Raw genomic sequence first — 12506 nt, forward strand, 5'->3', positions numbered from 1 at the left:
GGTCCTAGACGGGCAGGGCGGCGGGACGGCGGGCGGCATACCAGCGCGAGGTAATCAGCCGCACCACGACCGTGGCGGTGAACATGGTGGTGATGATGCCGGCACAGATGGTCACGGCGAAGCCGCGCACCGGCGGCGAGCCGAAGATGAACAAGGTCACGTGCGCCAGCAGCGTGGTGACGTTGGAATCGATGATGGTGCCGTAAGCGCGCTTATAGCCCGCCTCAAGTGCTGCCAGCGGCTTGCGCCCGCCCTTCACCTCTTCACGCACGCGCTCATTGATCAGGATATTGGCATCCACCGCCATGCCGAGTGTGAGCAAAATACCGGCCATGCCGGGCAGGGTCAGGGTGGCGCCCATTACCGAGAGGATGGCCAGCATCAGCACCAGATTGACCACCAGCGCGATATTCGCGAACCAGCCGAACAGCCCGTAGAACAGCGCCATGAAGAACAGCACCAGCAGGAAGCCGACGCCAAGCGAGATCGCCCCGGCGCGGATCGCATCCGCGCCCAGCTCCGGCCCCACGCTCTGCTCTTCGACGATGTTCAGCGGTGCGGGCAGCGCGCCGGCGCGCAGCAGCAGCGCCAGATCGGTGGCGGACTGGGCGGTGAAATTGCCGGAAATCTGACCCGAGCCACCGGTGATCGGCTCGCGGATCACCGGCGCCTCGATGATCTTGCCGTCCAGCACGATGGCAAATAATTTGCCGACATTGGCGGTGGTGGTATCCGCGAATTCCCGCGCGCCGACGGCATTGAGGGTGAAATTCACCACCCATTGCCCGGTCTGCGGATCGGTGCTGGCCTGGGCGTTCTGCAGATCCGCGCCATCGACGGCGACATTGCTCAGCACCGCCAGCTTCTGCTGCGGATTATCGGACATTGGCAGCCACTCATCGCCCAGCGGTGCGGGCTGACCCGGCGTGGCGTTGGCATCGACCATCTGGAAGGTCATATGCGCGGTGGTGCCGATCAGCGTCTTCACCCGCTCCGGGTCCGAGATGCCGGGCAGCTGCACGACGATCTGGCTGTCCCCCTGGCGCTGGATCTGCGGGTTGAGCACGCCCGAGCCGTCGATACGGCGCTGGATGATGGTAATGGCCTGCTGCACCGCCTGGGTGTCGCGGGCTTTCTGCGCCTGGGCGGGGATGGAGAGGGCGATGCTGCCATCCGGCTGCTGCGCCACGGCCAGGCTCGGCGTCGGCGAATTCGGCAGATAGGTGATCAGCCCCTGCAGCGCTTTCAGCGCCTGCGGCCCCTGGCCCGCCAGCGGGGTCAGCAGCACCTGATGGCTGGCGGCGTCCGCGTGCAGATCCTTATAGCCGAGATTATCCTTCACCAGCGTCTGCCGGGCCTCGCCGACCAGCTGGCCGAGATCCTGTTTCTGGATCGCATCCGTATCCAGCTGCAGCAGCAGATAGGAGCCGCCCTTCAGATCGAGCCCGAGATGCACCTGGTTCCAGGGCAGGAAAGCGGGCAGAAACCCCGGCCGCGCCCAGAGATTGGGCAGGCTGAGCAACACCCCGAGGGCGACGACAAGCAGGATACCGAAAGTCTTCGCACGGCTGAAATAAAGCAACACGGGCTCCGAAAAATGCCAAACCGCTTGCCGTATGGCGGGGCAGAGCGTTGCGCGCAACCCCGGAGCGGAATAGAGCGCTTAAGATATGAGCGAGCGATTGCAGGTGGGCTTGATCGGGGCGGGTCATTTTGGCCGCTACCATGCTTTGAAACTGGCGGGGGCAACGCGCGCCCGGCTCGTCGGGCTGGCGGACCCCAACCCCGCCCGCGCCAAGGAGGTGGCCTGGGAAGCGGGCTGTCCGGTGAAATCGGTTGAGGAAATTCTGGCCGAGGCGGATGCGGTGATCATCGCCGCCCCGGCCGAGTATCATTACGAGCACGCCGCCCGGGCCTTGCGCGCGGGCAAGCATGTGCTGGTGGAAAAACCCATCGCGGCGACGCTGGCGCAGGCTGATGAGCTGATCGGTTTGGCCGCGCAGGCGGGCCGGGTGCTGCAGGTCGGGCATCTGGAGCGCTTCTCCGCGGCACACGGCGCGCTCTCCTCACGCATGGGCCGCCCGCTCTATATCGAGGCGGTGCGCATCGCGCCCTTCAAGCCGCGCGGCACGGATGTCTCGGTGATCCTGGATCTGATGATCCATGATCTCGATCTGATCCTGACTTTGGCCGACTCGGAGGTGGTGAGCGTGGACGCGGTCGGCGCGCCGGTGGCCAGCACCTTCGACGACATCGCAAATGCCCGCATCCGCTTCGCCTCGGGCGCGGTGGCGACGATCACCGCCAGCCGCATCTCGCTGAAGACCGAGCGCAAGATGCGCATCTTCTCCCAGACCGGCTATCTGACCGTGGATTTCTCGGCCCGGAAATTGACCCTGGTGGGGCGGGGGATTGGCGTGAAAGTGCCGGGCTTTCCGGAATTCGGCATCGAACAGGCGGGCTGGCAGGACCATGACGCGCTTTCGGCCGAACATGAGGCATTTTTCGCCGCCTGCCTGGACGGCGAGCCGGTGGTGGTGGACGGGCTGGCGGGCAAGCACGCTCTGGCGGCGGCGTTGATGGTGAGTGCGTCCATCGCTGAAAGCCGGGCCATGGCCGAGGCCAGCGGGCTGATCCCGACTCTGAGTTTATAAAAGTTTTTTGGTGCCGCTTTTTTACAAAAAAGCGGCGAAAACGTTCGGGGCGTTGGCAACGCCCTACAAAACCCCCAAACGCTTTGAAGCCCTTTTTGAAAAAAGGGCCGCCCCCCAAAAACTTTTGCCCCCTACTTCATTCTCGATTTCAGCGTCACCCGCTCACCATCCACGCTGAACGCGCCATAGCCGTGGTGGTGCAGCATCGGCGCCTCCCGTAAGGCCGGGTTCACCCAGCCCTTCACGCATTCCAGCACGAACATGTCATAAGCCTTAACCATCGTGCGGTCGCGCAGCCGGCATTCCAGGTTCACAATCGCCTCCCCAATCAACGGCGCCGCGACCCGGGCCGCGGGCAGGGGGGTGAGGTCGAAATTGCCGAATTTATCCGTATCATCCCCGGTGCAATTCCCAACCCCGGTGACGATGCGCGCCAGCCCCGCCGGCGGCACCGCGATCACCGCCTCGCCCTGTGTGAGCAATGCCGCGTAGCTGTGATTGGCCCGCGCCACCACGCAGCCGATCAGCGCCGGCTCGAATCCCAGCACCATATGCCAGGACATCGCCATCACATTCGGCTTTCGCCCCGGCATCTGCGTGGTCAGCAGCACCACCGGGCCGGGTTCAATGAATTGATAAGCGTCCGAGAGCGGCAGATCTTGCATCATGGCCGCAACGCATAAACCCCGCCCAGAGGGCGGGGTTTGATCCGTATCAAGCACAGCCCGCGCAAAACCGCGCGGCAGGCATGAGCAAATCAGCCGAGCTGCTTCTTCACCGCCTCATTCACCAGAGCCGGGTTGCCCTTGCCCTGCATCGCCTTCATCACCTGGCCGACGAAGAAGCCGAACAGCTTATCCTTGCCGGACTTGTACTCGGCCACCTTGTCCTGGTTCTCGTCCAGAACCTTGGTCACCGCCGCGTCGATGGCGCCGGTATCGGTCACCTGGCGCAGCCCCTTCTCCTCGACGATGGCCCCCGGCGCCTTGCCGGTTTCCACCATCTCCTCGAACACATCCTTGGCGATGCGGCCATTGATAGTCTTGTCGGTGATCAGATCCAGCAGCGCACCGAGATCAGCGGCGGACACCGGCGGGTTCTCGATGCTCTTGCCGGTGCGGTTCATCGCCGCGAAGAAATCGCCGGAGATCCAGTTGGCGGCGAGCTTGCCATCGCGCCCCTTGGCCACGGTTTCGTAGAAATCCGCCGTCGCCTGGTCGGCCACCAGCACGCCCGCATCATAGAACGGGATGCCGTATTCGGCGCAGAAGCGGGCGCGCTTCTCATCCGGCAGCTCCGGCAGGGCGGCCTTCAGCCCATCCACCCAGCCCTGCTCCAGCACCAAAGGCAGCAGATCCGGCTCGGGGAAATAGCGGTAATCATGCGCATCCTCCTTGGAGCGCATCGAGCGCGTCTCGCCCTTGGCGGGATCGTACAGGCGGGTCTCCTGCACCACTTCGCCGCCGCTCTCCCAGACCTCGATCTGGCGCAGCGCCTCCGCCTCCACCGCATGCATCACGAAGCGCACGGAATTGACGTTCTTGATCTCGCAGCGCGTGCGGAACGCCTCGCCGGGCTTGCGCACGGAGACATTCACGTCCGCGCGCATGGAGCCTTCCTCCATATTGCCGTCGCAGGTGCCGAGATAGCGCACGATCTGGCGGATCTTGCGCAAGTAAGCGCCCGCTTCTTCCGGCGAGCGTATATCCGGCTCGGAGACAATCTCCATCAGCCCGACACCGGCACGGTTCAAATCCACCACTGATTTGCTCGGATGCTGGTCATGCATCGACTTACCGGCATCCTGCTCCAGATGCAGCCGGGTGATGCCGATATGCTTGATGGTACCGTCCTGCAGCTCGATCTCGACAGTGCCGGTACCGACAATCGGGTGCGCGAACTGGCTGATCTGATAGCCCTGCGGCAGATCGGCATAGAAATAATTCTTCCGGTCGAAGCGCGAGAACAGATTGATCTGCGCCTTCAGCCCCAGCCCGGTGCGCACCGCCTGGGCCACGCATTCCTTATTGATCACCGGCAGCATGCCGGGGAAGCCGGCATCGATGAAGGAGACATGCGCATTCGGCGCGCCGCCATAGGTGGCCGAGGCGCCGGAGAACAGCTTGGACTGGGAAATCACCTGGGCATGGACTTCGAGGCCGACCACGACCTCCCAGGCGCCGGTGCTGCCTTCAAGTGTATAGGCCATTATTTCGCTCGCACTTCAGGCAGGGCCGAGAAGCCCGCCGCGTTTTCGATGGCAGCCGAGACCGCGAACACCGTTTCCTCGTCAAAATGCTTGCCGATGACCTGCAGGCCCAGCGGCAGCCCATCAGCGGAGAGGCCCGCCGGCACGCTCATCGCCGGCACGCCCGCCAGCGAAGCCGGCACGGTGAACACGTCGTTGAGATACATCGTCACCGGGTCGTCCATCTTCTCGCCGAGCCCGAAGGCGGCGGAGGGGGCGGTGGGGGTGAGGATGGCGTCCACCTGGCCGAAGGCGTCGGTGAAATCCTTCAGGATCAGGTTCCGCACCTTCTGCGCCTTCAGATAATAAGCGTCGTAATAGCCATGGCTCAGCACATAGGTGCCGATCATGATGCGCCGCTTCACCTCGGCCCCGAACCCCTCGGCGCGGCTGCGCTCGTAGAGATCGATCAGATCCGCGCCATCGACGCGCTTGCCGTAGCGCACGCCATCATAACGGGCGAGGTTGGATGAGGCCTCCGCCGGGGCGACGATGTAATAGACAGCCAGGCCGTATTTGGTGTGCGGCAGGGAAATCTCGACGATCTCCGCCCCCTGCGCCTGCAGCCACTCAATGCCCTTGTCCCAGAGCGCCAGGATCTCAGGATTGGTGCCCTCCAGCCGGTATTCCTTGGGAATGCCGATCTTCAGCCCCTTCACGCCGCGGGTCAGCGACGCGGTGAAATCCGGCACAGCGCGGTCGGCGGAGGTGGAATCCTTCGCATCGAACCCGGCCATGGCGTTCAGCAGCAGCGCGTTATCCTCGACATTGCGCGCCATCGGCCCCGGCTGGTCGAGCGAGGAGGCAAAGGCCACCACGCCAAAGCGCGAGCAGCGGCCATAGGTGGGCTTGATCCCGGCAAGGCCGGTAAAGGCGGCGGGCTGGCGGATGGAGCCGCCCGTATCCGTGCCGGTGGCGGCGATCGCGATGCGCGCGGCCACGGCGGCGGCGGAACCGCCGGAGGAGCCGCCCGGCACCAGCTTGGCCTCCGATCCCTGGCGCTTCCAGGGATTCTCGACCGCGCCATAGAAGGAGGTGATGTTGGAGGAGCCCATGGCGAACTCGTCCAGATTGGCCTTGCCCAGCATCACCGCGCCGGCCGCCTTCAACTTGCCCGAAACCGTGCTCTCATAAGGCGGCACGAACGGCTCCAGGATCGCGCTTCCCGCCGTGGTGCGCACGCCCTCGGTGCAGAACAGATCCTTCATCGCGATGGGAATGCCGGTCAGCGGCGTGGCGCTGCCATCCGCCAGGCGAGCATCGGCGGCCTTGGCCTGTTCCAGCGCCAGCTCCGGGGTGGTGGTGATATAGGCGTTCAAACGCGGGTTCAGCGCAGCCACGGCCTCGTTATAGGCGCTGGTCAGCTCCACGGCCGAAATCTCTTTCGCCTTCAACGCTTTCGCGGCGCCGGCGAGGGTCAGGTCAAACATGCTCATTCCACAACTTTCGGCACGGCAAAGAAGTTTCCGATGCGGTCCGGGGCGTTGGCCAGGATCTTCTCCGCCATGTCGCCGTCAGTGACCTGGTCCTCACGCTGGCGCAGCGCCATCTGCGCGCCGCCAGAGAGCGGCTCGACCCCGTCCACATTCACCTCGCCAAGTTGTTCCACATAGCCCAGAATCGCGTTCAGCTCATTCTGGAGGGTGGAAACCTCCTCGTCATTCACCCTGATCCGGGCCAGTTTCGCAATCCGGCGTACCGTTGCGGCGTCCAGCGACATACCAAAATCCCTTGGCTAAAAAATCCGGGCGGACCATACAGGCGGCCATGGCGCTCTACAACCTGTCCGAATTTTTATCCCTTCTGCCCCCCGGCTCCCGGCTGCTGGGGCTCGATCCCGGCTCCAAACGCATCGGCGTGGCGCTCTCCGATGTCGGCTTGCGCATCGCCAGCCCCTACACCACCCTCCAGCGCACCAAGATGAAGTTCAACGCCGTCGAGATCGGCGAGATCGCGGTGCGCGAAGGGGTGGGGGGGCTGATCATCGGCCTGCCGCTGGATGGCGAGCAGACACTCGGCCCCCGCGCCCAGGCGGCGCGGGACTGGGCGCATGGGCTCAGCGATCTTCTTGGCCTGCCGGTGGCGATGGTGGATGAGAGCTATTCCACGGCCGAGACGCATGAGCGGCTGATTGAGGCCGGGGTGAGCCGGGCGCGGCGCGCCGAGATCGTCGATAAGCTGGCGGCGGCGGAGATTTTGCAACGCGCCCTGGATGCGCTGCAAGCCTGACGCTGAAGGCTGTTGCAAAATTGAAAAAGTTTTTTGGGGGCTTTTTCCAAAAAGCCCCCACGCTATCGCCGCCTTTTCGAAAAAAAGCGGCACCCAAAAAACATTTATCATTTTCCAAAGGCTTGTTTTTATAGAGTCTCTTAAAACTCTCGCGGGCTTATGGACGAAAATTCATCCATATTCCCGCGCCTCCGGCAATCCGTCCGCCCGGCGCGCGCGTAATCCTATTTGTTAACGAACCATTCAGGTTCTAACCAACAAGGAAATGACGGATGTCTGTTAAAAAATTGCGGCTTGCTTTGGCCTTTTCAGGAGTCTTGCTGCTGCCTGGCCTCGCCGCCGCGCAATCCATGTCGGCGCAATCCATGTCGGCGGATCCCATGGTCGGCGGCGCCGCCATGTATCCCAGCCGGAACATCGTGCAAAACGCCTTGAACTCGAAGGACCACACAACACTCGTCGCGGCGGTGAAGGCGGCCGGGCTGGTGCCAACGCTGGAAGGCAAGGGGCCGTTTACCGTGTTCGCGCCGACCAATGAGGCCTTCGCGGCGCTGCCGGCGGGCACCGTGCCAACGCTGCTGAAGCCTGAGAACAAGGCTGAGCTGGTCAAGATTCTCACCTATCATGTTGTGCCCGGGCGCTACACCGCGGCGGATATCGAGAACATGATCCAGCAAGGTGGCGGCACCGCGCATCTCAAGACAGTTGAAGGCGAGCCGCTCACCTTCAGCAACGCGCCGGCGGGCGGGTTGCTGGTGAAAGACGCGAAGGGCGATGAAGCGAAAATCACGATCAGCGACGTCATGCAGTCCAACGGCGTGATTCAGGTGATCGACAAGGTGCTGATGCCCTGACAATCAAAAAGGCGGCGGGGTGATCCCCGCCGCCTTCATCTGAAAGAGTCTGGAAGCGCTTAATGCTTCTTCGCGGCGTCCTTCAGCCCGCCAATGGTGTTCTGCACCTTGCCTTCGACCTTGTCGGCCTTGCCTTCGGCCTGCAGCTTGGTGTCGCCGGTGACCTTGCCGGCGGTTTCCTTTACCGCACCCTTGGCCTGCTTCAGGGTGCCTTCAATACGATCCTTGTCCATGTTGTATCTCCTTATTCAAGATTTGTGATTTACGCGGGAATAGCCTCGGCGCCAGCGAAGCTGGCGGCGCGACGGATCAGGGGCTGGGCTTGCTGGGCGCGTTGGCATTGGCGCTGTTGGTCAGCGCGTGACCGCCCTGGGAGAGATCCTGCCCGACGCCGGCGGTGGTGTGGCAGGCAGCAAGACCCGCCGCCATCGAAACCATCGCGAACAGACCAAATGCAACACGAAACTTAGAAACCATCGCCCAAAATCCCTTATCCTTTTTGGAACGGTCCCCGGATTGGGACGCGTATCGTGAACTAGGATCTTGTCCGGAGACTGAGAGAATTCAATGCAAAACACTAAAGCTTTCAAATTTGACAGGTTCGTCTCATGAAGCCCGCGTCATCGAATTTTAAGTGAGACCAAACGCCCTGGCGAGCAGCTCATAGGATCTGGTCCGCACCACCGGATCATAAACCGCGGTGGTGATGGCGATCTCATCCAGCTGCAGATCCCCGCCGAGCTTATGCAGCCGCGCCGCCACCTGGGCCGGCGTGCCGATGAAATTGCGCGATAGCGAGATCTGCATCTGCGCCTGTTCAGCCTCGGAAAACCCCATCTGGTCGGCCTCCTCGGGCGAGGGCAGGGGAATATAGAGGCCGCGATTGCGCATCGCCCAGAAGGCGCCGCGGGATTTCGCCCAATATTGCGCCTCCTCCTCGGTTTCCGCCGCCAGCGCGAACACTGTTACCGCGGCGCGGCGTGGCGGCGCTTCCGGGCCGGGCTGCTTGAACTGGGAATGATAGGCGTGCAGCGCCTCCTCCGCCCCGGCGCCGTCGGAGAAGAAATAGGCGAAAGCATAAGGCAGGCCGAACCAGGCGGCGAGCTGGGCGCCGTAGGTGGAGCTGCCGAGAATCCAGATTTCGGGGGCATTCGGCCCGCGCGGCTCGCAGGTCACGCTACGGAACGGATGATCCACCGGCAGCGCCTGGCCGCTGGACCAGGCCATCACATCGCGCACCTGGGCCGGGAACATATCCGCCGCCTGGCGCGCATTCGGGTTCAACGCCAAGGCTGTCCGCCCATCCGAGCCAGGGGCGCGCCCCAGCCCGAGATCGATCCGCCCCGGCGCGATCGCTTCCAGCACCCGGAACTGCTCGGCCACTTTCAGCGCCGCATAATGCGGCAGCATGATCCCCGCCGCGCCGACGCGGATGCGGCTGGTCTGGCTGGCGATCGCTGCGGCCAGCACCTCCGGCGCCGAGCCCGCCACGGAGCCGGAGCTGTGATGCTCGGAGAGCCAGTAGCGGTGATAGCCAAACCCCTCGCAGGCCCGCGCCAGCGCGATGCTCTCGCGGATCGCCTGATCCGGCAGGATGTTGGTGCGGATAGGGGACTGGTCGAGGACGGAAAATTTCATAATGTCCATATAGGCGCGGATGGGCGGCTTGCCAGATCCGCATGGCAGGCCAGACGGCCGGCCGGAATTGGCAAATCCGAGCCCGTGGGCCAAGTAGGCGGCGCTCCCAGACGCAAAGTGATGCAGATGAAGAAAATCGGCTTTCTCTCCTTCGGCCATTGGAACCCCGCGCCCCAGTCCGGCACCCGTTCGGGCGCCGATGCGCTGCTGCAATCCATCGACCTGGCGGTGGCGGCGGAAGAGTTGGGCGCGGATGGCGCCTATTTCCGGGTGCATCATTTCGCCCGCCAGCTCGCCGCGCCGTTCCCGCTGCTGGCCGCTGTCGGCGCCAAAACCAAGCGCATCGAGATCGGCACCGGCGTCATCGATATGCGCTACGAGAACCCGCTCTACATGGCCGAGGATGCCGGGGCGGCGGACCTGATCTCCGGCGGCCGGCTGCAGCTTGGCATCAGCCGTGGCTCGCCCGAGCAGGTGGTCGAGGGCTGGCGCTATTTCGGCTACGCTCCGGCCGAGGGCGAGCAGGACAAGGATATGGGCCGCCGCCACGCCATGGTGCTGCTGGAGGTGCTGCGTGGCGAGGGCTTCGCCCAGCCCAACCCGCACCCAATGTTCCCCAACCCGCCCGGCCTGCTGCGCGTCGAGCCGCACGCGCCGGGCCTGCGCGAGCGCATCTGGTGGGGCTCAGGCTCGAACGCCACGGCGGTGTGGGCGGCCCAGCAGGGGATGAACCTGCAAAGCTCCACCCTGAAGGATGACGAAACCGGCGAGCCCTTCCACGTCCAGCAGGCCAAACAAATCCGCGCCTACCGCGAAGCCTGGGCGGAAGCCGGGCATGAGCGCACGCCGCGCGTTTCCGTCAGCCGTTCGATCTTCGCGCTGATCAACGACCAGGACCGGATGTATTTCGGTCAGGCCAAAGACCAGGACAGCATCGGCATGATCGACGCGCAGACCCGCGCCATCTTCGGCCGCTCCTATGCCGGCGAGCCGGAGGCGCTGATCGAGGAGCTGCGGGCCGACGAGGCGATCGCCGAAGCCGACACGCTGCTGCTCACCGTGCCCAACCAGCTCGGCGTGGACTATAATGCGCATGTGATCGAGGCGATCCTGAAACACATCGCGCCTGCCCTGGGCTGGCGCTAAACCCGCGCAGCTTTCCTGAAAATTCAAAAGTTTTTGGGGGTGTGGGAACTTTTTTCAAAAAGTCCCCACCTTTTACAGCCGCACTCTCAGAGCAGCGTCACCGTACAAGCCGGCGGCGCCGCCAGCGTCTGGAAGATCACGCAATAACGCTCAGTGCTTTTCAGCAGCCGGGCGCGCGTCGCCTCATCCGCATCGGTGTCCAGCTTGAAGGTCAGGTTGATCGGCCCGAGCCCGACCGGGGCGGCGCGGTCGATTGCCAGCGTGCCGCGCGCATCCCAGAAGGAATGCGCCACCACCCGCGCCTCGCGCAGTTTAATGCCCATGGCGGTGGCGACGGCCGCCAGCGTCACCCCGGCGCAAGCCACCAGCGAATCGAGCAGCAGATCCGCCGAGCACGCCGTGCCCTGCGGCCCGCCCGCCGCCGGATGCAGCCCCGCCTGGGCCGGGCGCGGATTGACCAGCGTGCAGGTCAGGCTTTCCTGCTCGATCACCCCTTCGGACCGGGACTGCACCAGCGCATGGCCAGGGTTCTCCCGGTAATCCTGTTTCAGCGGCGCCTGCAAAGCCCGCAGCGTCTCGGCATCCATCTTCCTCACCTTTCCGTCTTTGACGAGGAGTATGGGAAGCTTTTCGCCCGCCCTCAACGCTGTTCAAAAACTGCGCGAGCCTGATCTCAAAAACTGCGCGAGCGCAGTGTCATCAGCCTCAAATCCGGTGCCCAGAGGATGCGCGTCGGCGCGTCGCCCATGAACACCAAAGCCCGGTGCGCCCCATCCGCCGCCGCCAGCCGCACCCGCATCAGCCGGTAGCGCACCGATTCGTAAGCCTGCAGCCGCATCAGCATGTCGGCGTTGATCCGCATCACCATGCCCGGCACCTGCGCGCCAGGGGCGCGGCGCAGCGTAGGGTAGCGCGCCCCGCGCAATTTCACCCGGGCAAAACCGTGCAGCCGGGCCGGCACCGGCTCATGGCGCAGCGGCCGGCCGGCGCAGCGCCCGAACGCATCCTTGTCCGCCAGCGTGCCATAGACGAAAATCTTCATCCGAAAATTTCCCCCCAGTGCCGGGCCAGCGCCGCATCCACCACCTCCATCCCCACATCCACGCCCAGCGCCTTCAGGCTGGTCACCCCATGCTCGGCGATGCCGCAGGGCACGATGCCGCCGAAATGGCTCAGCTCCGGCGCCACATTCAGCGCCAGACCATGCCAAGTGATCCAGTGCGAGACCCGCACCCCGATGGCGCCGATCTTCTCTTCCGTGCCATCTGCCCGCGCCACCCAGATGCCGACCCGCCCCTCGCGGATCTCGCCCTTGATGCCGAATTCCTTCAGCGTGGCGATCACCCAGCGCTCCAGCCCGGCGACATAGCAGCGCACATCGCGCGCCGGCACCCCGCCATGCGGCTTGGCCAGATCCAGCATCGCATAGACCACGCGCTGCCCCGGCCCGTGATAGGTCCATTGCCCGCCACGCCCGGCCTTGTAGGTGGGAAAGCGCGTCGCATCCTGCAGATCCTCGCGCTTCGCCGAGGTCCCCTCGGTATAAAGCGGCGGATGCTCGACCAGCCAGACCAGCTCCCCCGCCGCCCCGGCGCGGATATCGGCCACCCGCGCCTGCATGCGGGTGAGGGCGGTTTCGTAATCGGTCAGGCCCGGCGAGATTTCCCAATCCAAAGCGTTTTTCGTCATGGCTCCCCTGTTGCAGGCTCCGCGTTCATAGTCTATAGGCCCGCCGCA

General features: G+C 64.3%; 15 protein-coding genes. 4 read left to right on the forward strand and 11 right to left on the reverse strand.

Annotated features, from left to right (window positions below):
• Positions 1-4: 4 nt before the first annotated feature.
• Positions 5-1585 carry a protein translocase subunit SecD gene (gene secD, locus T331_RS0111280; RefSeq protein ID WP_008492633.1) on the reverse strand — a complete coding sequence of 527 codons (1581 nt, stop codon included), beginning with the start codon at positions 1583-1585 and terminating at the stop codon, positions 5-7.
• Positions 1586-1670: 85 nt separating this feature from the next.
• Between secD and T331_RS0111285 the strand changes: the two genes are divergently transcribed.
• On the forward strand, positions 1671-2654 hold the full coding sequence (locus T331_RS0111285; RefSeq protein WP_026440084.1) for a Gfo/Idh/MocA family protein: 984 nt from the start codon (positions 1671-1673) through the stop codon (positions 2652-2654).
• Positions 2655-2785: 131 nt separating this feature from the next.
• On the opposite strand, the gene T331_RS0111290 is transcribed toward T331_RS0111285, so the two are convergent.
• From T331_RS0111290 to gatC, 4 genes are all read right to left on the reverse strand, one after another.
• Positions 2786-3322, reverse strand: coding sequence for a flavin reductase family protein (locus T331_RS0111290; protein ID WP_008492635.1), 537 nt, complete (start codon positions 3320-3322; stop codon positions 2786-2788).
• A gap of 89 nt (positions 3323-3411) precedes the next feature.
• Positions 3412-4863 (reverse strand): Asp-tRNA(Asn)/Glu-tRNA(Gln) amidotransferase subunit GatB, encoded by a 1452-nt coding sequence (gatB, locus tag T331_RS0111295; RefSeq protein WP_026440086.1) that lies wholly within the window; start codon positions 4861-4863, stop codon positions 3412-3414.
• Positions 4863-6338 carry an Asp-tRNA(Asn)/Glu-tRNA(Gln) amidotransferase subunit GatA gene (gene gatA / locus T331_RS0111300; protein ID WP_026440087.1) on the reverse strand — a complete coding sequence of 492 codons (1476 nt, stop codon included), beginning with the start codon at positions 6336-6338 and terminating at the stop codon, positions 4863-4865. The genes gatB and gatA overlap by 1 nt, the downstream gene beginning before the upstream one ends.
• Positions 6335-6622, reverse strand: coding sequence for an Asp-tRNA(Asn)/Glu-tRNA(Gln) amidotransferase subunit GatC (gene gatC, locus T331_RS0111305; RefSeq protein WP_008492638.1), 288 nt, complete (start codon positions 6620-6622; stop codon positions 6335-6337). The genes gatA and gatC overlap by 4 nt, the downstream gene beginning before the upstream one ends.
• A 47-nt stretch (positions 6623-6669) precedes the next feature.
• Here gatC and ruvX point away from each other — a divergent pair, with 47 nt between their 5' ends.
• Together ruvX and T331_RS0111315 are read left to right on the forward strand one after the other, a co-directional pair.
• On the forward strand, positions 6670-7131 hold the full coding sequence (gene ruvX, locus T331_RS0111310; RefSeq protein WP_008492639.1) for a Holliday junction resolvase RuvX: 462 nt from the start codon (positions 6670-6672) through the stop codon (positions 7129-7131).
• Between the two features lie 272 nt (positions 7132-7403).
• Positions 7404-7985, forward strand: coding sequence for a fasciclin domain-containing protein (locus T331_RS0111315; protein WP_051622330.1), 582 nt, complete (start codon positions 7404-7406; stop codon positions 7983-7985).
• A 59-nt stretch (positions 7986-8044) separates the two neighbouring features.
• Here T331_RS0111315 and T331_RS18155 read toward each other — a convergent pair whose 3' ends face one another.
• The 3 genes from T331_RS18155 to T331_RS0111330 all read right to left on the reverse strand — a co-directional run bounded on the left by T331_RS18155 (position 8045) and on the right by T331_RS0111330 (position 9623).
• On the reverse strand, positions 8045-8218 hold the full coding sequence (locus T331_RS18155; protein WP_035179955.1) for a CsbD family protein: 174 nt from the start codon (positions 8216-8218) through the stop codon (positions 8045-8047).
• Positions 8219-8294: 76 nt separating this feature from the next.
• Positions 8295-8462, reverse strand: coding sequence for an entericidin A/B family lipoprotein (locus tag T331_RS19485; protein WP_008492643.1), 168 nt, complete (start codon positions 8460-8462; stop codon positions 8295-8297).
• A gap of 153 nt (positions 8463-8615) precedes the next feature.
• Positions 8616-9623 (reverse strand): LLM class flavin-dependent oxidoreductase, encoded by a 1008-nt coding sequence (locus T331_RS0111330; protein ID WP_026440089.1) that lies wholly within the window; start codon positions 9621-9623, stop codon positions 8616-8618.
• Between the two features lie 120 nt (positions 9624-9743).
• Between T331_RS0111330 and T331_RS0111335 the strand changes: the two genes are divergently transcribed.
• The gene (locus tag T331_RS0111335; RefSeq protein ID WP_244876941.1) at positions 9744-10769 is read left to right on the forward strand and encodes an LLM class flavin-dependent oxidoreductase; all 1026 of its coding nucleotides are present in this window, start codon (positions 9744-9746) and stop codon (positions 10767-10769) included.
• A gap of 86 nt (positions 10770-10855) precedes the next feature.
• Here T331_RS0111335 and T331_RS0111340 read toward each other — a convergent pair whose 3' ends face one another.
• From T331_RS0111340 to lipB, 3 genes are all read right to left on the reverse strand, one after another.
• Complete coding sequence (locus T331_RS0111340; RefSeq protein ID WP_008492646.1) at positions 10856-11356, reverse strand: OsmC family protein; 501 nt, start codon at positions 11354-11356, stop codon at positions 10856-10858.
• Positions 11357-11442: 86 nt separating this feature from the next.
• Entirely contained in the window at positions 11443-11811 is a 369-nt protein-coding gene (locus T331_RS0111345; protein WP_026440091.1) for a gamma-glutamylcyclotransferase family protein, read from the reverse strand.
• Positions 11808-12458: a lipoyl(octanoyl) transferase LipB gene (lipB, locus tag T331_RS0111350; RefSeq protein WP_026440092.1), complete on the reverse strand. Its 651-nt coding sequence runs from the start codon at positions 12456-12458 to the stop codon at positions 11808-11810. Before lipB ends, T331_RS0111345 begins: the two co-directional genes overlap by 4 nt.
• Positions 12459-12506 lie beyond the last annotated feature (48 nt).

The organism is Acidocella facilis ATCC 35904, from assembly GCF_000687875.1.
GTDB lineage: Bacteria > Pseudomonadota > Alphaproteobacteria > Acetobacterales > Acetobacteraceae > Acidocella > Acidocella facilis.